At 48.5% G+C, this 19,706-nt stretch carries 21 protein-coding genes; 15 read left to right on the top strand and 6 right to left on the bottom strand.

Going from position 1 to position 19,706, the window contains the following annotated elements:
• Positions 1 to 7: 7 nt before the first annotated feature.
• Complete coding sequence (locus tag IEW11_RS04350; protein ID WP_188529381.1) at positions 8 to 328, top strand: MGMT family protein; 321 nt, start codon at positions 8 to 10, stop codon at positions 326 to 328.
• Positions 329 to 357: 29 nt separating this feature from the next.
• Entirely contained in the window at positions 358 to 1,257 is a 900-nt protein-coding gene (locus IEW11_RS04345) for a DMT family transporter (RefSeq protein ID WP_188529379.1), read from the top strand.
• A gap of 184 nt (positions 1,258 to 1,441) precedes the next feature.
• Here the strand turns inward: IEW11_RS04345 and IEW11_RS04340 are convergent, their stop codons facing one another.
• Positions 1,442 to 1,819 carry a winged helix-turn-helix transcriptional regulator gene (locus IEW11_RS04340; RefSeq protein ID WP_188529377.1) on the bottom strand — a complete coding sequence of 126 codons (378 nt, stop codon included), beginning with the start codon at positions 1,817 to 1,819 and terminating at the stop codon, positions 1,442 to 1,444.
• A gap of 128 nt (positions 1,820 to 1,947) precedes the next feature.
• On the opposite strand from IEW11_RS04340, the gene IEW11_RS04335 reads away from it, so the two are divergent.
• The 5 genes from IEW11_RS04335 (at position 1,948) to IEW11_RS04315 (ending at position 5,543) form a co-directional block, all read left to right on the top strand.
• On the top strand, positions 1,948 to 2,508 hold the full coding sequence (locus IEW11_RS04335) for a DJ-1/PfpI family protein (protein WP_188529375.1): 561 nt from the start codon (positions 1,948 to 1,950) through the stop codon (positions 2,506 to 2,508).
• A 141-nt stretch (positions 2,509 to 2,649) separates the two neighbouring features.
• Positions 2,650 to 3,198, top strand: a complete 549-nt coding sequence (locus IEW11_RS04330; RefSeq protein ID WP_188529373.1) for a class I SAM-dependent methyltransferase — start codon at positions 2,650 to 2,652, stop codon at positions 3,196 to 3,198.
• A gap of 59 nt (positions 3,199 to 3,257) precedes the next feature.
• Positions 3,258 to 4,049 carry a formate/nitrite transporter family protein gene (locus IEW11_RS04325; RefSeq protein WP_188529371.1) on the top strand — a complete coding sequence of 264 codons (792 nt, stop codon included), beginning with the start codon at positions 3,258 to 3,260 and terminating at the stop codon, positions 4,047 to 4,049.
• 71 nt (positions 4,050 to 4,120) lie between these two features.
• Entirely contained in the window at positions 4,121 to 4,399 is a 279-nt protein-coding gene (locus tag IEW11_RS04320) for a hypothetical protein (RefSeq protein ID WP_188529369.1), read from the top strand.
• A 124-nt stretch (positions 4,400 to 4,523) separates the two neighbouring features.
• Positions 4,524 to 5,543, top strand: coding sequence for an MBL fold metallo-hydrolase (locus IEW11_RS04315; RefSeq protein ID WP_229724948.1), 1,020 nt, complete (start codon positions 4,524 to 4,526; stop codon positions 5,541 to 5,543).
• A 154-nt stretch (positions 5,544 to 5,697) separates the two neighbouring features.
• Here IEW11_RS04315 and IEW11_RS04310 read toward each other — a convergent pair whose 3' ends face one another.
• The 3 genes from IEW11_RS04310 to IEW11_RS04300 are packed head-to-tail and all read right to left on the bottom strand — an operon-like array spanning position 5,698 to position 7,866.
• A complete protein-coding gene (locus IEW11_RS04310; protein ID WP_188529368.1) occupies positions 5,698 to 6,420 on the bottom strand; it encodes an amino acid ABC transporter ATP-binding protein in 723 nt (240 codons plus the stop codon).
• Entirely contained in the window at positions 6,413 to 7,072 is a 660-nt protein-coding gene (locus IEW11_RS04305) for an amino acid ABC transporter permease (protein ID WP_188529366.1), read from the bottom strand. The genes IEW11_RS04310 and IEW11_RS04305 overlap by 8 nt, the downstream gene beginning before the upstream one ends.
• Complete coding sequence (locus IEW11_RS04300) at positions 7,069 to 7,866, bottom strand: transporter substrate-binding domain-containing protein (protein WP_188529364.1); 798 nt, start codon at positions 7,864 to 7,866, stop codon at positions 7,069 to 7,071. The genes IEW11_RS04305 and IEW11_RS04300 overlap by 4 nt, the downstream gene beginning before the upstream one ends.
• Before the next feature lie 553 nt (positions 7,867 to 8,419).
• On the opposite strand from IEW11_RS04300, the gene IEW11_RS04295 reads away from it, so the two are divergent.
• Complete coding sequence (locus IEW11_RS04295; protein ID WP_188529362.1) at positions 8,420 to 8,848, top strand: SRPBCC family protein; 429 nt, start codon at positions 8,420 to 8,422, stop codon at positions 8,846 to 8,848.
• 323 nt (positions 8,849 to 9,171) lie between these two features.
• Here the strand turns inward: IEW11_RS04295 and rbsK are convergent, their stop codons facing one another.
• Together rbsK and IEW11_RS04285 are read right to left on the bottom strand one after the other, a co-directional pair.
• Complete coding sequence (gene rbsK, locus IEW11_RS04290) at positions 9,172 to 10,098, bottom strand: ribokinase (RefSeq protein WP_188529360.1); 927 nt, start codon at positions 10,096 to 10,098, stop codon at positions 9,172 to 9,174.
• 2 nt (positions 10,099 to 10,100) lie between these two features.
• Positions 10,101 to 11,108, bottom strand: a complete 1,008-nt coding sequence (locus IEW11_RS04285; RefSeq protein ID WP_188529358.1) for a LacI family DNA-binding transcriptional regulator — start codon at positions 11,106 to 11,108, stop codon at positions 10,101 to 10,103.
• Between the two features lie 317 nt (positions 11,109 to 11,425).
• On the opposite strand from IEW11_RS04285, the gene IEW11_RS04280 reads away from it, so the two are divergent.
• The 7 genes from IEW11_RS04280 (at position 11,426) to IEW11_RS04250 (ending at position 19,658) form a co-directional block, all read left to right on the top strand.
• Positions 11,426 to 12,406: a nucleoside hydrolase gene (locus tag IEW11_RS04280; RefSeq protein ID WP_188529356.1), complete on the top strand. Its 981-nt coding sequence runs from the start codon at positions 11,426 to 11,428 to the stop codon at positions 12,404 to 12,406.
• A 109-nt stretch (positions 12,407 to 12,515) separates the two neighbouring features.
• On the top strand, positions 12,516 to 13,985 hold the full coding sequence (locus IEW11_RS04275) for an ABC transporter substrate-binding protein (protein ID WP_188529354.1): 1,470 nt from the start codon (positions 12,516 to 12,518) through the stop codon (positions 13,983 to 13,985).
• Positions 13,986 to 14,078: 93 nt separating this feature from the next.
• On the top strand, positions 14,079 to 14,999 hold the full coding sequence (locus IEW11_RS04270; protein WP_188529352.1) for a carbohydrate ABC transporter permease: 921 nt from the start codon (positions 14,079 to 14,081) through the stop codon (positions 14,997 to 14,999).
• Positions 14,996 to 15,847, top strand: coding sequence for a carbohydrate ABC transporter permease (locus IEW11_RS04265; protein WP_188529350.1), 852 nt, complete (start codon positions 14,996 to 14,998; stop codon positions 15,845 to 15,847). Before IEW11_RS04270 ends, IEW11_RS04265 begins: the two co-directional genes overlap by 4 nt.
• A gap of 20 nt (positions 15,848 to 15,867) precedes the next feature.
• Positions 15,868 to 16,956 carry an ABC transporter ATP-binding protein gene (locus tag IEW11_RS04260; RefSeq protein ID WP_188529348.1) on the top strand — a complete coding sequence of 363 codons (1,089 nt, stop codon included), beginning with the start codon at positions 15,868 to 15,870 and terminating at the stop codon, positions 16,954 to 16,956.
• A gap of 16 nt (positions 16,957 to 16,972) precedes the next feature.
• Positions 16,973 to 18,064 (top strand): ABC transporter ATP-binding protein, encoded by a 1,092-nt coding sequence (locus tag IEW11_RS04255; RefSeq protein WP_188529346.1) that lies wholly within the window; start codon positions 16,973 to 16,975, stop codon positions 18,062 to 18,064.
• Between the two features lie 397 nt (positions 18,065 to 18,461).
• Positions 18,462 to 19,658 (top strand): ParM/StbA family protein, encoded by a 1,197-nt coding sequence (locus IEW11_RS04250; RefSeq protein ID WP_188529344.1) that lies wholly within the window; start codon positions 18,462 to 18,464, stop codon positions 19,656 to 19,658.
• Positions 19,659 to 19,706 lie beyond the last annotated feature (48 nt).

Here is a 19,706-nt window from a genome sequence, read left to right as displayed (position 1 = left end):
AAAGCGAATGAAGCCTTATACAAATCGGGTTATTGAGATTATTAAGGGCATACCGGAAGGGTATGTGATGACCTACGGACAAATCGCGCAGCAGGCTGGAAGCCCGAGAGGGGCCAGGCAGGTCGTGCGGATTCTCCATGCGTTAAGCGGCATCCACAACCTGCCCTGGCACAGGGTGGTCAATGCAAAAGGGGAGATCGCGATCAAGGATGAAGAGGCCCGAATGATGCAAATACTCTACTTGGACAGCGAAGGCGTTGAATTGAATCGGGAGGGGCGTATTGATCTGGATCGGTATCGTCATATTCCGATGATCGAAGAAATATAGTCAGTCCATAATAGGAAGAAGGATAACAGTTGCCACGCTTCGTTTATGCAGCATTGATATTGCTCAGCCTCATCTGGGGCGGTTCATTCTATTTCATCAAAATGCTTCTTCTTGATTTTGGGCCATGGACGATCGCATTTCTCCGCTCTGCATGCGGTTTGATTGTGGTTGCAATCATTATGCTCGCGCTCAAGAAGCCGTTTGCCTTTCGGACGATTCCGTGGCTTGCTATGGGGATGATGTCGATTATTAATACGGCTATTCCATGGGCGCTGATCGGATTTAGCGAGACGCGATTGACAAGCAGCATGGCATCGATTTTAAATGCGACTACTCCAATCTGGACGATTGTTGTCGGCATGCTGTTTTTTGGTCAAAAATCCGGCAGGGCGCAGTGGCTTGGCATCTGCATCGCTTCGTTCGGGCTGATCATACTGGTCGGGATTGAATCCGGTTCCTTCCTATCGGTGGATACGCTTGGCGTCATCTGCATGCTCGCAGCCTCCATCTGTTATGGAATCGGGTCGCAGCTGTCCAAGCGCCTTCTTAACGGATTCTCCATGTATCAGATTACATTTGGGACCTTGCTTGGCTGCATGCTTGCAACCGGCAGCATGGCATTTACGGTCGAGGAGGCCGCACTCTCGCACCTTGCTTCATTACATACCGTGTTGATGCTTGTTGGTTTGGGCGGACTAGGCTCAGGAATCGCTTATATCTTATTTTATTATATTGTCCAAAAAGGCAGCCCCGAGTTCGCGACGATGGTCACTTATCTGGTTCCATGCACTGCTCTTGTGTGGGGATCTACGCTATTAGATGAAGAGATCCGATGGAATATGTTAACGGGTCTGTTCATCATTCTTGCGGGTGTTTTCTTAGCCGGAAGAAGGAGATCGGGAAAGCGAACAACAAAAGCCGACAGCTAAAGAGGAACCTCGACTTCATCCGTCGAAGCTCCTCTTTTTCTTTTCATTCATAATTAGACAAGACCACTTTTCCAGTCACGTTCAGGAGCTGGTTGTATAGCGTATGAGAGTAAGATGAAGCTAGTATAGATGGAATAACTAGATTGTTGAGAATTGGCAGGTATGGGGAACCAAGCGATGGTTTCTATTCGCTGACGGCCTGATTATTTCTGATGTCGGATATTCTCTGTTTTCCCCATTCGTACATCATTTCAATAATAGGCAGCAATGTCATGCCCAGCTCAGTCATTGAATATTCGACTCGCGGAGGCACCTCCGGAAACACTTCCCGGTGTACAATCCCGTCATCAATTAATTCTTTCAGCTGGTTGGTTAACATTTTGTGCGTAATTTTGGGGAATAACCGCTGGAGCTCGCTGAACCGGTGAGGCCCTTCTACTCCCAAGTGCCACAAAATAACGACCTTCCATTTGCCACTGATAATGGACAGGGTTAATTCTTTCTCACAATTGAAATCTCCGTTGTTGAGTTTTTGAAGTATTTCTTTTCGTAAATCCGACATAATGAGCTCCTAACGGTTCAATAGTTACTTTTTTGTAACAACCGCACAAAAAAGTACATTCTTTTCTTTTCTCTCCCTAAAGTATAACATTTATTTGTATCTATTATACGAAAAGAGAGGTGCTATACATGTCTAAGAAAATATTGATTTTAACAGGAGACGCTGTAGAAGCATTGGAAGTATATTATCCGTACTATCGCTGCCTGGAGGAAGGTTATGATGCAGTAATCGCTTCCCCAACCGATAAAAAAGTATTGAAAACCGTTGTTCACGATTTTGAGGACTGGCAGACCTTTACGGAGAAACAAGGATATAATATTGAGGCGCATGCTTCATTTGAAAACATTAACCCTGAACAATTCGATGCACTAATTATTCCTGGCGGACGCGCTCCGGAGCATATTCGCCTTCATAAAGATTTTGCCCGCCTCGCCGGCCATTTCTTCGAGCAGAACAAACCGATCATGATTCTGTGTCACGCCAGCCAAGCGCTGTCGGTCATTGCGGATCAAATTAAAGGCCGTGAAATGACAGCATACTTCGCTTGCCGCCCTGAAGTTGAAGCTGCAGGCGCAACCTATATCGAGACCCGCTGCCATGTTGACCGCAACCTGGTTTCCGGACATGCATGGAACGATCTGCCGCAATTGATGAAAGAATTTGTGAAGCAGGTCAACGCACTAAACTAAGAAAAAACGCTGTTAACATAAAGGACAACCTTCCGGGGTTGTCTTTTTTTTGAATATGCAAGTAAGAAGTAGTAGAGTATAGAGGAGTTAGAATGGGCGAAATTTGCGAACGGATACGACGCGCAGCAGAGGAGTTCCATCATGCCTTATACACTTTACCAATTCACGACCGGTCTGCTGGCAGCGGCCTTGTCCGCGGCCGTACTGTCGATTGCATATCATAGCTGGAAGAACGGGATCACGCCAATGCCCTCATCGGCACCCGTGAGGGGCAAGGTGGCAGATGAGATCAACCGGATCGCCGGGCAAGGTACGCTGGTGGAAGCGGGTTCGGGCTGGGGGACGCTTGCGCAACATTTGGCAAAACATTGCTCCGGCTGGCGGGTGGTTGGAATAGAGAATTCTTTCATTCCGCTGTGGGTTTCCCGGATCGCCGCCAAGCTGGATTCCCGTGCCGGGGTTACAATGATTCGCGCAGATCTCTACATGTACCCTTATGACAGCGCAGATGTGGTGGTCTGTTATCTTTATCCGGGCGCGATGTTGCGGTTAAGCACAATATTCCGCGAACGATTGGTACCGGGGACACGGGTGATCAGCATTTGTTTTGCACTGCCCGGTTGGGAGCCTGAACGGGTAATCATCTGTGGAGACCTGTACCGCACCAAAGTTTATGTTTATGCTGTTTAATTGATAATTAACCCCAACCATGGCAACCCTAGATAAAAATGAGGTTTGGGGGTACAACTATGGCCTACCATACGCCGCAGCGGATCGCGGAATTAAGCATCGAGGCGGGCAAGAGAAAAGTAAGCTTACCGCTTCCCACGCTGTTAACGCTCGGATTTTTAGCGGGGGCATTCATCGCTTTAGGGTTTTTACTGGATATTCGCGTAAGCGGCAATGTTCCCGGAGAGTGGGGCAGCTTTGCCGGATTTCTGGGGGCGGCCGTCTTTCCGTTAGGCCTGGTGCTCACCATCATCGCCGGCGGCGAGCTGCTGACCGGGAACATGATGGCGGTGACCATTGCCAGGCTTGCCGGGCAGGTCTCATGGGGCCAGCTTCTTCGAAACTGGTTCTGGCTCACCGTTAGCAATTTTATTGGAGCTGTTTTTATCGCCTTCTTCTTTGGGCATGTGCTCGGATTGACGTCGGAAGGGGCATTTTTGCAGAAAACGCTGGCGATCGTCCACGCGAAGTTGGATGAATCCTTTTTTCAGTCCTTTGTTTCCGGCATTGGCTGCAATTGGCTGGTCGGCCTGGCGGTCTGGCTCTCCTATGCGGCAAATGATGTTGCAGGCAAAATATTGGCTATCTGGTTTCCGATTATGGCCTTTGTAGCCCTTGGATTTCAGCATGTAGTCGCCAACATGTTTGTGTTTCCAGCGGCCATTTTTGCCGGATATGCAGGGTGGGGAGATTGGTTGCGAAACTTCATTCCGGTCTATCTGGGGAATGCCGTGGGAGGCGCTGTTTTCGTTGCGGTGTTGTACTGGCTGGCGTATATCAGAGGAGTGGAACGGGAAGTCGCGGAGGAGTGAACCGGGCGGGAGCTTGATCAGCTGGAATATGGTACAATGGCATTATGAACATAATCAGGAGATGAAAACCAATGAGTGAGCAATTGAATGAAAAAGAGCTTATCCAATACATCGAACGAAAAACAGACATCGACGCCAATAACATCGCGCTTGTTCTGAAACATGAACAGGCATTTATTAACAACGCAAAGGCGGATGCCAAAGGGGTTGTCGATATTGATAGCGACGAGCTGGTGGATTACGTGTTAAGCCAACGCGACGTCAAATTAGATGAACTGGCCGTTGAAACCGTCTTGGACTCGGAAATGGAGTACTTGATGGAAAAAGGGCTTGCAGGTTACGAGGATTAGGGTGAAACGGCTGTCTTATCAAAAGACAGCCGTTTCTGTTTGGTATACCTTAAACTTTTGCACGAGCTCCGCAGCTCCTCCGCCAAATTCGGCCAGTATGAAAACAAGAAAGAGGCTATCCATCATGAGTTCTTCCAAGGGAAAATGGCATTTATACGGCCAATCGAAAAACTTCTCCAAGGGAAAGTTTGTGAATCAAATCCCTACGCTAATGGATACTGGAGTAAGGACTACGCTCTCTATATTGCGGGACTTTATGAAAGGAAATCCAAACGGAAAACCGGCCGGTCGGGTCCCTGTGCAGCCTATGGATGCCCGCCTGATTCAAAGAGATGATCAAGCAAGGCTTACCTGGTTCGGTCATTCTGCTGTGCTGCTGGAATTGGGAGGGAAAACCATATTGCTGGATCCGATGTTGGGCAAGGCCCCTTCTCCAGTCCCGCTGTTCGGGAGTAAACGATACAGTGAAAAGCTGCCTGTCGAGGTTGAGGAGCTTCCGCCGATCGATGCGGTTCTCCTGTCCCATGATCATTATGACCATCTAGATTATGGCACGATAAAGAAGCTTAAAAATAAGGCCAGGCAGTTCTTTGTTCCGCTTGGCGTCGGAAGGCACTTGAAAAGATGGGGGATCGACGAAAGCCAAATAGAGGAGCATGACTGGTGGGATGAGTTTGAATTTGAGGGACTCACACTGGCTTGCACGCCGGCCAGACACTTTTCGGGAAGGGGTTTGACCGACCGCAATGCCACGCTGTGGTGTTCATGGGTCATCCTTGCCGGCGAGCATAAAAAGGTTTATTTCAGCGGGGACAGCGGTTATGGCCCGCACTTTGCAGAGATTGGGGAAAAGTACGGACCATTTGACATGACGTTAATGGAATGCGGCCAATATGATGAACGATGGTCTGCGATTCATATGATGCCGGAGGAAACGGTACAAGCCCATATCGATGTGAAAGGTAAAATCATGATTCCCATTCATTGGTCGGCGTTTACATTGGCGCTGCATGACTGGACAGATCCGATCGAACGGGTAACGAAAGCGGCACAAGAACACGACATTAGCATTTCAACACCGAGAATCGGGGAGACGGTCACCATAGGCTCAGTCATATATCCTGCATCCGCCTGGTGGAGATAAGTTGGATCGCGATGAAGAGAGCGGCGCGGCGGGTCAGCACTACGGCGTCGTCCAGGCCAGCAGAGCCTTCGCGAGCGGACAAGAAAAAAGATAGCCAACTGGAGCTGTAGATGCTTCCAATCGGCTATCTTTTTATATTCAGAAAGCATGCTGGTTACAGTACCTTCTCGAGAAATTGCCGTGCGCGCTCATTGCCCGGACGGCTGAAAAATTGCTGCGGCGGGGCTTTCTCGACAAGGCGTCCCTGATCGAGGAAATAGATCGTATCGGCAGCTTCTTGCGCGAACCGCATTTCATGCGTGACAATGACCATGGTCATCCCGGTCTGGGCAAGCCCGCGAATGACATCGAGCACCTCTTTGACCATTTCCGGATCGAGCGCCGAGGTCGGTTCATCGAACAGCATAATCTCAGGTTCCATGGCAAGGCTCCGCACGATCGCTACGCGCTGCTTCTGACCGCCGGAGAGCTTGGAAGGATAGGCTTCGGCCTTATCAGCCAGCCCGACACGCTCGAGCAGTTCGAGCGCTTTGCCGCGCGCCTGCTCCTTCGTCCAGCCCTTCACCTTAACCGGAGCGAAGCAGATATTATCGATCACGCTCATATGGGGGAACAAGTGAAAATGCTGAAACACCATTCCGATTCGCTGACGAACCTGCGCGATATTCGTTTTCGGGTCGGTGATATCTTTGTCATGAATGATAATACGGCCTTCCGAAGGGGTTTCCAACAGGTTTAAGCATCGAAGAAATGTTGATTTACCCGAGCCCGAAGGGCCGATAACCGCGACAACCTCACCTTGTTTAATCGTTGTCGAAATGTTAAACAGCACCTGCTGTTTGGCAAAGGACTTGGACAAGTTTTCTACTTTAATCACTGCGGCGCATCCTCCTTTCAAGCACTCGGGCGATCATCGTCAGCATAAGCACCAAAACATAATAAATAACCCCTACAAAAACTAACGGTTCAAAATAGCGGAATGTATCCGAGCCGACCACATTGGCGCGGCGCATCAAATCCTCTACGCCAATGACGGATACCAGTGAAGATTCCTTTAGCAGCGCAATACATTCATTGACAAGGGCAGGAAGAATATTCTTGATCGCTTGCGGCAGAATGATGCTGATCATCATGGTCTTGTAAGGAATCCCCAGGGACATCGCCGCTTCACGTTGGCCCCGGTCCACAGACATAATGCCTGCGCGGATCGTTTCCGATAAATAGGCTGCGGAGTTCAGACCAAAAGCGAGCCCGGCGGCCATGAGCGGCGAAATATCGTATTTGAATAATTGGGGAGTTGCATAGTAGATCAAGAAAAGCTGAAGCAGCAGCGGTGTTCCCCGAAATATGGACGTGTACAGATTGGCAAACCATTTGAGCGGTTTAATATCGGAAATCTTAAACAGGGATAGAATGGTTCCCCATATAAAGCCAAAAAGCGCAGATACCAATGTAAATAAAAGGGTAATGGCAATCCCCTTCAATACATAGGGAACATAGCCGTTAAGAACACTAAAATCTAAGTTCATTTCTCAAACCACTTCTTCACGAGCTCATCCTTCGTTCCATTATCGCTAAGCTCTTTCAATGCAGCGTTGAAATCAGCTGCCAATGGGGAGCCTTTAGGGAACGCGATCGCGTAACCCTCTTCCTCTTCCGATTCGATGACTTTGAATTTCAAATCCGGATTGCTCTTCATATATCCCTGAACAACCGCATCCTCAATAATGGCCGCATCGATGCGGTTCGTTTTCAGCTCTTGAATCAGCTCGGGAATCCGGTTCAGCTTCTTAATTTGCGCCTCTTTCAGATCCGCAACGACCTGCTCTTGCGTTGATCCAAGCTGCACGCCGATCCGTTTATCCTTCAGATCGCCGAGCGTTTCATAGGACTTATCACCGGTTGTTACAATCGTGTTCTTGGCCACGAAATAGACATCCGAGAAATCTACATTTTTTTTGCGGTCCTCTGTTATGGACATGCCGGACATAACAAAATCGACTCGTTCCGACTGCAGCGCGGCGATTAAGCCGTTGAAGTCCATGCCCTGAATCTTAAGCTCGTAGCCGAGCTTGTCTGCCACAGCTTTGGCAATATCGATGTCAAAACCGACAATCTCGCCGTTATTTTTCGCATCTACGCTTTCGTAGGGAGGATAATCCGGTGAAGTGCCCATCACGAGCACCTTTTTCTCCTCAGCAGCCGGAGCAGGGGAATTATTAGCGTCTGTACCCGTCTGGTTCTTGTCTGCAGCGCCGCAGCCGGTAAGGGCAATGATTGCGACAAGCAGTAGTGCAATTAGCTTCAAACCATGTTTTTTCATCGTATTCACTCCTGTTGTTTAAGTTCTATCGAATAAACATGCACTCTTTAATATAACAGAAGGCAGAGGGGCTCTTCAAATGGTGAAATATTCCATTCATTGCAGGCTGCCATTGTTATTGTCTCCGAAATGTTCCATTCTAAACGGCGTTTCCCGTCTATTCTATCCAGCGCCATATACATCTATGGAGATGGTTCCATAGCCAGGCGGATTCCGGTTACCCGGATGTCAGGCCTAATTCATGGTCTTATAACGAGATTGCCGCAATGTACAATGCGGGATTTACCTTGGTGAATGTCGATAAAGGGGTGGAGAACATCGACGGGCAGCTGTGCATAGAGGCTTCTTCCATTGTGCAGCATATAGTTGCAAATGATGAAGGATATTTCAGAAAAATATGGAATCTTTTCTCTTAATCTATCATTTTACATCTTTTTGGTGGTTTGTGAAAATGGTTTCGTACCCTAGAAGGAGGCCCGGATGAACGAAACTGCACTGGAGCACGTCTAAATAAATAAGAATCAAAAACAATAATCGAGTGAGGTGCTTCAAAATGGAAACAAGTAATCAAAAAACGAGAGTAACCGTCCAGGCAGTCATTCAAGCGCCAGTAGAAAAAGTATGGAGGTATTGGTCTGAACCGGAACACATCACGAAGTGGAATCAGGCTTCAGAGACATGGCATTCGCCAAGATCGGAAAATGATTTGCGGGTTGGCGGCAAGTTTCTTACAAGGATGGAAGCGAAAGACGGCAGCATGGGCTTTGATTTCGGCGGGGTATACGATGTAGTAATGCAGCATGAGCAAATTTCATACACACTGGGAGATGGGAGAAAAGTGGATATCACCTTCGTCAATCAAGGAAATGAAACGAAGGTCGTTGAAATTTTTGATGCTGAAAGCACCCATTCCATTGAAATGCAGCAAGCGGGCTGGCAAGCGATTATGGACAATTTCAAAAGATATTCAGAAGTCCTTTGATAGGCTACACGTTGAAGACAGGGGTAAAACTGGTTCATTTAATATGAAACCACAGTCTCACTCTTACATTATGGCCGAAGACCTGAAAGATCATGGAGTGAAATGGGTGGAGACCCTGGTGTAGAGATGCTGTCATCGGTTTATTAAGGGATAAATATGCTAGCACAAATCATGTAAAATAACGGTTGTAGCGCGGGAGTAAATTTCAAGTCAAATCAATGAGCTTCTATAGTGGATTAAGCTAACAAACCTCCAAAACCACGATCCGTGGGTTTGGAGGTTTATCATTCAAAGATAAGACATGATAAGTTTTACGCGGGCATCTATAATTGGCAGATGAACCGCTCGACTTCATCCCGATAAGGCAATGAGGTCTGAGCGCCTGCTTTGGTTACAGAGAGGGCGGAGGTCTTGACCGCGAATTCCACAGCTTCCGGGAAGTTTAATTTCTCTGCCAATGCCACAGCCAGCGCTGCGTTGCAGGCATCTCCGGCTGCAGTGGTATCGACTACCTCAACCTTGCAGGCAGGAACTACGCTGATCCCGTTATCATCCTGATAAACCACGCCGTCTCCGCCGCGTGTTAACAGTACTTTGCCGACGCCCGATTGCGAGAGCTCCGACATGATTGCCTCCGCGCTTAACGATTGCTGCACATTTCCTGCGGCGAGCAAGCTGCCTTCCGTTTCGTTCGGCGTAATGATATCGGTCAGTTGATAGATATCATTGGATAAGGCCTTGGCCGGCGCCGGATTCAAGATCGTGATGACATTATGCTTCTTGGCGATTTGCAATGCCGTTCTAACGGTTTCCATCGGAATTTCCAGCTGTACCATCAACACATCGGCGTTCTTGATGATCTCTTCGCCCTGCTCGATATGCTGCGGAGTTAACCGCATATTCGCGCCTGGCGATACGACAATGCAATTGTCTCCGGAAGGGGTTACGGGAATGAAGGCCACGCCGGTAGGAGATTCCTCCAGCACCGTAATGTTGTCTGTAACAATGCCTTCATTCTGGAGGTGCTGCAGCAGCTGCTGTCCGAACTGGTCCTGGCCCAAACACCCGAACATGACCACGTGAGCTCCTAATCGGCTTGCCGCTACGGCTTGATTAGCCCCTTTGCCGCCAGGCACCGTGAAATAATCCTCACCGAGTATAGTCTCTCCTTTAACAGGCAGCGTAGGAGAATTGATCACCATATCCATGTTAATGCTGCCGACTACAACAATGCGCGCTTTTGATTTCAATGTTAATCTCCAGCCTTCCCTCTTGTACTAGAGTCTCGAATCACCAGCTTTGGTTGCAAAATAACGCTGTTTTTCTCTTTTTCCGGGTTGCGAATCGATTCGATCAGCATCTCGGCGGCGATGGTTCCAATCTCATAGATCGGCTGCGCAACCGTGGAGAGCTTGGGCTTTACCACCGAACCCAGCTGCAGTCCGTCAAAGCCGATAATGCCGATGTCATCCGGGATTTTCAATCCGCGGTCGGAGATGATATCCATTGCGCCAAGCGCCATTAAATCATTGGCGACAAACACCGCATCGGGCGGATTGCTCATGACCAGCAGCTTGTTCATGGCATCATGGCCGCTTTCAATCTGGTAATCCCCCATTTGAACGAGACTGCTGTCGTACGCTATTCCGGCCTTGGAAAGCGCCTGCTTGTAACCTTCCAGACGGTTCTCGGCCGTTGAGCTTGCTGCCGGTCCGCGGATATGGGCAATGCGTCGATAGCCCTGCTCGATCAGATGGGTGACAGCCAAGAAGGCCCCATTGATATGGTCGGTATGAACGGACAGGACAGGCATAAAGTCCACGATCGTATCGATGACCAGAAAAGCGATCCCGCGGTCTTTAAGCGTCTGGACCTGGTTATCCGTCACTTCGCCGGCCAGGATGATCCCATCGACATATTTCTCCTGGAGCAGCTGGAAATAGGACTCTTCCTTCTCGCGGTCATTATCCGAATTGCACACGATGACGCTGTACCCTTGCTTTTGCGCAACATCCTCAATCGCTCTGGCCAGCTCCGGAAAGAATACGTTGCGGATATCCGGAAGGATTAATCCAAGCGTATTGGTTTTCCGGCTGATCATTCCTCTGGCAATTTGGCTGGGTTTATAATTCAATTGTTTAATGGCCAGGTTTACTTTTTTTAACGTTTCCTCATTCACATAGCCGCTTTTATTCAGCACTCTCGAGACAGTTGATACCGAAATTCCGGCCAGCTTTGCAACATCTTTAATGGTTGCCATAACGTCATTTGCACACCCTTTTGACTAGTTAAAATAAATGATTATTAACTTATTCATTTTAACTTAACATAACCATATTTTACAGTTTGGCTCACGAATTTCCCGGGTGAAAAAGGGATGGAAGGGTAGACCTTATAGTTACCATATCACGATTAAAAATGATTTGTAAAGAACAGTGTGGTAAGGTTACCATAAAAAAATAAGTTTAAAAATTTAGTGTTGACAAAGGTGTAAGCGTATACTAAATTTATAACATGGTAACGTTACCTGAAACCATAACCCAAACTAAAACATGAGAAAACGGAGGAAATCAAATCATGGCAAAACAAAAGATTATTATCGACACGGATATCGGTACGTATTATGATGACGCTTTCGCAGTCCTCTATGGCGTACAAAGTCCTGAAGTAGAGGTCTTGGCCGTTACAACCTGTTACGGGGATGTTGATGTCAGATCGCGAATCGCGAAGAAAATTTTAAGAGTTGCCGGCAGAGAAGACATTCCCGTGTGCAGCGGTGTCGGCCAGCCGATGGATGAATACGCTCTCATGTTCGGGTTTGAAGGCGAGAACATTCTCACCGAAGCGGATTGGAAGGATGATTCGCTGAAGCCAAGCGATATTCATGCGGTCGATATGATCATCGAGCAGGTTATGAAATATCCGAATGAAGTGACGCTGATCACGCTTGGTACCGTTTCCAATGTGGCGCATGCCATTATGAAAGAGCCTAAGATCGTAGATAAAGTTAAAGAATTGATCATTATGGGCGGCGTTATCGTGCCGATCGTGGACGAGAAGGGCGTTACCCGTTCGCCGATCGAGGAATACAACCTGAATAACGACACGAAAGCAGCCAAAATTGTCGTTGAATCCGGCATGAACATTACGCTGGTGCCGATCGACGTGACGCTCAAGGTGCCGCTCACAGACGAGCAGGTTGACCGGATCAACACGACGGACACGCCAATCGCCAAATTGGTAAGCGACATTCTGGCCGTATGGCCGCCGCAAGAGAAACAAATTTACCTGACCGTAGGCATTCCGACAGAGCACACCGGCTTATGGCTGCATGACCCGCTGACGATTGCAGTTGCGTTTGACAGAACTTTTATTACGGAGACCCGCCTGCACGTTGCGCTTGAATTCGCTCAAACCTTGGTGCCGCGCGATTTGCTCATTCGAAATGATATCCTGCGGACCATTCCGAAAAAATTGCCGTTCAATATGAATGTAGCAATTGACGTTGACCATAAACGCTTCACAGAGCAGTTCACGGATCGTATTTGTAAGAAATAATTTCTCACCTGGGAATCTATAGGGCACTTATTTGCAACCATGGGGATGGAAGAGACCTGGTGCCCTTCATTTTTCCATGGTCAATGACAAACGAGGGGGCAAGTCTAAGATGGCTAAAAAGTTTTTCTTGTCTGTTCTTATGGTTGTAATGGCAAGCGTTCTGATTCTGAGTGGATGCAGCAATGGCAACAACAGCGCAGGGGGCGGCAGTAAAGTAGTGAATGTGGCCGTCGGCAGTTTTGCGACAAGCAGCTTGACAATGATTAAGGATGAATGGGAAGCGCGCACCGGTGCGACCATGAACATCATAGAGATCCCTTTTGGATCGCTCTATGAAAAGCTCGTTACTTCCTTTGCGACAGGAACAAACTCTTATGACGTGGTCGTATATCCATCCAACTGGCTTTCCGACTTTGTGGAAGGCAACTATATTCAGGATTTAGAGCCTTTTATGGCGGAGAAAAACAACTGGGATGATATTATTCCTGCCTTTGCGAACATGCAGAAGTTTGACGGGAAGCGGTATGCCGTTCCGATTGACGGGGACAGCATCATCATGTATTACCGCAAAGATGCTCTGGAAAACGAAGAATATAAGAAGCAATTTGAAGATAAATACGGCTACCCGCTCGCACCGCCAACAACTTGGGCGGAATACCGGGATGTAGCGGAGTTCTTTAACGGCTGGGATTGGGACAATGACGGCCAGATGAATTATGGCGCGCTGGAAGCGTTGGCGCCGAAAAATGTTGACGGTTACATCTATATCACGAGGGCGGCAAGCTACGCGGCTCATCCGGATGCCAAAGGGTACTTGTTCTTTGATCCGGAGACGATGGAGCCGCAGGTCAATAATCCCGCATTTGTGAAAGCGCTTGAGGAATGGGTCGAGATTAAGAAATTCGGACCGCCGAACATGGTCAACTACGGTGGCGGCGAGGTGCGGGGCAACTATGTAGCCGGCCAATCCGCACTTGCGATCGACTGGGCGGATATCGGCATCATGGCCCAAGATCCGGATAAGTCGAAAATTAAAGACAAGATCGGCTTTGCTCTGGCACCAGGCAGCAAAGAAATTTACAACGCGAAGACGAAAGCTTGGGATCAGCAGGATCAGGTATCCTATGCGCCATATCTGGCTTTTAGCGGTTTCACGACATCGATCACAACGTCGGCTTCGAATCCCGAGCTTGCGTTCGACCTGATTAATTCACTGGATACCGATGAAAATGCGCTTGCCGGCGTCACAACGCCCGGTACGGCAAGAAATCCTTACCGTGGCAAGCATCTCGAAGACCCGGCGGCATGGGAAAACTCGCCGACGAATTTCTTTGAGCCTAAGGGTTATCTGGATACGATAAAAGAATCGTATACACATCCCAATGTACAGATTGATCTGCGCGTTCTAAAAGCCGGTTCCTATCTCGATGCCCTTGGCGTCGGCATTCAGCAGGCGCTTGCCGGTGAGAAATCGTCGCAGGATGCGTTAGATGCAGTGGCCAAAGAGTGGAATCGTCTCAATGAGGAGATCGGCGTGGATAATCAGAAGAAGTTTTACCTGAACGGCTACAATCAATAATCGGTTCATTTCGGGAGATATATGATTATATATCTCCCGAAATATTAATGGTTGAGTAAAGGCATTCTGAATGGATAAGAAGGAGCTCACGACATGAAGAAACCCCGTGGCACAATAACGAAGCATCTCTTGGTTGCGCCCGCCTTGGTCATGTTTTTGGCGGTTACGATTTTCCCGCTTTTGTTCACGCTGGTCCTTAGCTTTTCCAATTGGAAGCTGGGCGGCAAGATGCAATTTGCCGGATTTGACAATTATAAACGAGCCTTCACAGATGAATTATTTCTAAAAACCTTGTTGATTACATGCGTTATTGTTGTTGTTGCCGTTGCAATCGAATATGTGCTTGGATTCCTGCTGGCGATGACCGTCAATAAAGTTGTCAGGGGAAAAAAGGCCATCCGTATCCTGATTCTGCTCCCGATGATGCTGGCTCCGGTCGTTATCGGTTTTATGTGGAAAATGCTGTTCGATGAATCCTACGGACCTATTAACCATTTCCTTGGTTTTCTCGGGCTTCCCACCGTCAGTTGGATCACCAATTCAACAATGGCGGTTATATCTGTAATCTTGGTTGATGTATGGGAATGGACGCCATTAATTGCGTTGATTCTGATGGCCGGCTTTCAATCCTTGCCGAAAGAGCCGTATGAATCCGCAAGGGTAGACGGCTCGAGCGAATGGAAAATATTCAAGGACCTGACCTTTCCAATGCTGATTCCGGCTTCGATTGCCGCCATCCTGCTTCGCTCGATTGAGACATTCAAAATATTCGATACGATCTTTGTTATTACCTCCGGTGGTCCGGGAACGGCGACGACAACCTCGACGATCTATGCCTATACGGTCGGGCTGAGAAACTTCAATCTCAGCTATGCGGCAGCCATTTGTATTATTCTGCTGATTATCGTTGTCGTGCTGTGCACCGTGTTCCTAAAGCTTGTGTTAAAGAAGAGAAAGAATATCGAACTGCCTGATGAAGGAGCGGTTGCGGAAATGGGGGTCGCTGCAAAATGAAATCGAGCAATGTAAAGTGGGGTTCCATTCTCCGGATCGCTTTTCTAACCCTTTGGATGTTATTTATTTTGTTCCCGCTATATTGGACCGTGATCACCTCTTTTAAAGTGCCGACGGATATTTACGGGCAGCCCACCTACATTCCGGGTATCGACTTCACGCCGACGACCTCGGCATGGACCTATTTATTTGGCGAGGGAAAAGACAGGTTCTTAATGGGATTCATGAACAGTATTTTGATCGGCCTCATCAGTTCATTCTTTGCCCTGGTGATCGGGGCGATGGCTGCTTATGGTTTGGCGAGATATAAATACAAATACGGCCCGATGCGCAATGACGATATTGCCTTCACGATTCTGTCCCAGCGCATGATGCCGCCGATTGTCGCCGCGATCGCCTTGTTCATCATGTTCCGCTTTTTCGGACTGCTCGATACAAAGCTCGGTATGATCATTATCTATACATGGATGAACATTCCGATTACGGTATTTTTGTTAAAAGACTATTTTGCGGGCATATCCGCCGATCTGGAGCATGCGGCAGCCATCGACGGGTACAGCAAGTTTGATCAGATTCGCAAGATTGTGCTTCCTTTGGCCAAGCCCGGCTTGGCATCGGCATTCTTACTGTCATTTATATTCGCATGGAACGAATTCTTGATTGCCTTGATTCTGACCTTCCAGGACGCACAGACCTTCCCGGTATTTATCTCGGGCTTGAATGCGCAAATGGAACCGAAATGGTCGATCATCTCCGCAACGGGCGTCGTGGCCATTCTGCCGCCGACTCTCATTGCCATTCTGATGGATAAGTACATTGTGAGCGGATTGCTCAAAGAACAGAAGTGATTGGAGAGAGGGTATAGCTAATGGCATCTATCAGACTGAATCAAGTCGTGAAAAAATATGATGATAACCTGATCATTAACCGGTTGACCATGGAGTGCAAGGAGAAGGAGTTCCTGGCGATTCTGGGCCCGTCCGGAGCCGGCAAGACGACGATTCTCAAAATGATCGCGGGCATTGAAGAGGTAACGGGCGGCAGCGTCTTCTTCGGGGAGCGGGATTACACCCGTACTTCCCCGCAGGATCGTGATTTGTCGATGGTCTTCGAGAACTACGCTTTATATCCGCATTTGTCAGTAAGAGAGAATATCTCGTTTCCTCTGAAATCGCCGAAAAAGAAAGGGCAGTTCTCGGCGTCGGAAATCGAAAAGCGCGTACAGGAAGCGGCGAAAATGGTCGGCTTGGATGATAAGCTGGAGCGGAGAACGGACCAGTTAAGCGGCGGCCAGCGGCAAAGGGTCTCACTGGCACGGGCGCTGGTCAAGAAAACCTCCGTTATCCTGATGGATGAGCCATTGGCTCACTTGGATGCGAAGCTTCGTGTTCAGATGCGGGGGGAATTAAAGCGGATCCATCAGGATCTGGGGGCGACGATCATCTATGTGACCCATGACTATATTGAGGCAATGGCCATGGCCGATCGAATCGCTGTGACCAATAATGGGGAGCTGCAGCAAATTGGAACGCCGGAAGAGATTTATTTTCAGCCGAGGAATGAATTTGTTGCGACAATTGTAGGGGAACCGCCGATGAATATTTTTCAGGCGGAGCTGGCTGCGCGGGATGGCAAGGTATACGGAAGCTGGGAAGGACAGACCTTCGAGGTTCCGCTGCCGGGTTCGTTCTCAGGGAAGGCTGTTGATATCGGGATCAGGCCCAATAACATTAATCTGGTTCCTGCCGGCTCGGATAATAGTTTAGCTGCGATTGTCGACGATGTTGAACCGCTTGGCCGTCAGCAGATCGTCACGGTGCAGGTAGGCGGCAGGATGCTTGTGGTCAAGTCGGACCGCGATCGCTCGATCACATTAGGCCAAACCGTGCATCTGCAGTTTGATTACGCCTATTTGCACTTGTTTGATACGGTTACAAAAGAAAGAATGGTTCTGTGACGGAAGGGGAATGACCATGGCGGAAATAAGATTTGAGGGTGTGGATAAGCATTACGGCAAGGTAGAAGCGATTAAAAACCTCAACTTTGTATGCGAGGATAAAGATTTTTTTGCCATTCTGGGACCTTCCGGCTGCGGGAAAAGCTCGACCCTGCGGATGCTGGCGGGCTTGGAGGACATCACAAGCGGCAGCCTCTACATAGGGGGACGGCGTGTGAACGATGTAAAGCCAAGCGAGCGAAATGTGGCGATGTCCTTCGAGAACTTCGGATTGTATCCGCATTTTACCGTATATGAGAACCTTGCTTATCCGCTAACGGTTAAAAAGATGAATAAAGCGGACATTCGGGAGAAGGTGCTTGTTATTGCCCAGGAAATGCAGCTGACCAGCATATTGAATTATATGCCCGGCAGCCTCAGCAATGGGCAAAAGCAGCGCGTGTCGATTGCAAGAGCGCTTGTTCGAAACCCGGATGTGACGATTATGGATGAACCGCTGTCCCATCTTGACGCGGAGCTGAGAGGCTATATGAGGCACAAAATCAAGCATACACACCGTGCGCTGGGCTTAACGACGGTATATGTGACTCATGACCAAGTCGAGGCAATGACAATGGCCGACAAGATTCTGATTATGAATCACGGCGTCATTCAGCAGCTCGGCACACCGGATGAAGTGTATTTCAACCCGGCCAATGAATTTGTTGCGGGCTTTATCGGCACGCCGCAGATGAACTTTATCGCATGCTCTATTCAAAGCGAAGGCACTGCCGTGTCGCTCATCAACCCTTATGGCCTGAAGGTTGTGTTAAGCGACGAGCAGAAGCACATGCTTGGCGGGCACGCGGGACCGGTTAAGCTCGGCGTGCGGCCGCATAATATTCAGATGTTCACTGAAAAGACAAGCGGCCGTCTTATGACCGGCGAGGTATATATCGTCGAGCCGCTCGGCGAAACGAACATCATTACGATTAAAGTCGGCGATATCCAGATCAAGGCGGAGACCGAGCCGAGCTTCAAACCGAAGCTGAACGATACGGTATACTTCGACATTTCGAGCGATAAGTGCCACTTATTCGACGGCAATACAGGAAAAGCATTTTTCTAGTGAAAGACGCTGATATCTATCTGAGATGTCAGCGTCTTTGTTATATTTAGGTTGATTGTGCGTACTTGCACATATCGGCTATGCACCAAAAATACGCACTGCTTTATTTGACGAACCAAGCCGCACAGCTGACGCATGAATTAAATCTCCAGCAGGCTCAATAAGAAAATTACGGGCATACCTGCTCACCTATATGCTGTTTAAGCAGTGGTTTAACAAGGAATGATGATGGCAAGTTAGTATCATTCTTTCGCTATAGAATGACTTTTTTTGCATATGTCGACGAACGGTTAGAATTTTTTAACGTGGTTCTAGGCCCTTAGCGGGTTGAATAATAACACTTCGTGTGTCAAAGTAATACCGAACTGTAGTTTACATATAAGGAGGAACATCCAAAATGAATTACCACTTTTTTGTAGGTAACGATAATGGAAATAGCGAACATGACATGATTATTGACGGCAAGCTGGTGCAGCAGCCGAATGTGAATTGTACGGTGGACGAGCTTCCGTGGAGCGAGGAGCAGGCGCCTGAGAGCTTTATCAGAAATCTGCATGACCAATTGGTCGTAACGATTGATTCCCCGGCTGCCCGCCCGGGCATGTATTATGTCGGCAAATTCGCTCTTGAAAGCGGGGAAATTCTGGATAATTTGCAGATCGGTATCGATATGAAATCCGATATGGACCTGCCGGTTGTCAATACACTAGCTCAAATTGCGGCGGCTGCCGTGCAGAAGGCTTATGATGAAGAGAAAAAAGTACCGGACAGCGTAGAGGTTGAGGTGGATATGGCCACAGCGCTGCCAGTCACGCAGCATACCGATGAAACCTCGGCGAAGTTCGAGAAGCGTTTTACCTCCGGTACTCACCATGTCACGGTACATCTGGGCATTCACAGAGTAGCAGTCAAGATTACCTTTCCATTCACCAAGGTGGTTCCAGAGGCAACGCCAGTCATCTTCACCCTCCAGAAGGATGAGGATGGCAATTGGCGGGAAGGGGATATCTTCCACGAGTTCATTGAGGCCAATGGAATCGAGAAGAAATTCAACGGCAGCTTTTTCAAAGACAAACGTATTCTTCATGTGGATATCGGCGATGGATCAACAGAGTATCCGATCACCGAGGGCAATAAATTTCTGCGCCAGTTTGTCCACGGCAGCCATCACGGAGCGGGGTATGCCATTGAAGAAGCGCTTGAAGAATTCAACCGGCTGATCCATCTGCCTGACAGCCCGCGCCAGTTCTTCAGTGATGTCATCAAGAATCCGAAGCATAAATATTACGCCCGTGCCCTGAAAACATTGAAAAGACCGCTGGAAAGTCAAGTAAGACAAATTGTGCAAAACGTAAAACGGCAGCTGACGAAGGCCCGCAATGAGATCGACCTCATCTGCGTTTATGGGGGAGGAAGCATCCTCATGCGTTCCGTTCTTTATCCTTTGCTTGCGGAGTTGTGTGCTGAACGGGAAATGAAGCTCCTGTATATACCGGCTGACTATGCGGTTCAGATGAATGCCATGGGATTGGATGCCTTTGTCCGGGGCAAGATTTATGAGGCCCTGAAGAGTAAAGCGGTTCAACCCGCCTAAGGGAACAACTTTACGGATTAATTCAAGGGATACCAAGAAGGTGACTTA

The organism is Paenibacillus abyssi, assembly GCF_014640295.1.
GTDB lineage: Bacteria > Bacillota > Bacilli > Paenibacillales > Paenibacillaceae > Paenibacillus_D > Paenibacillus_D abyssi.
This window is presented reverse-complemented; position numbering and strand designations above follow the sequence as displayed.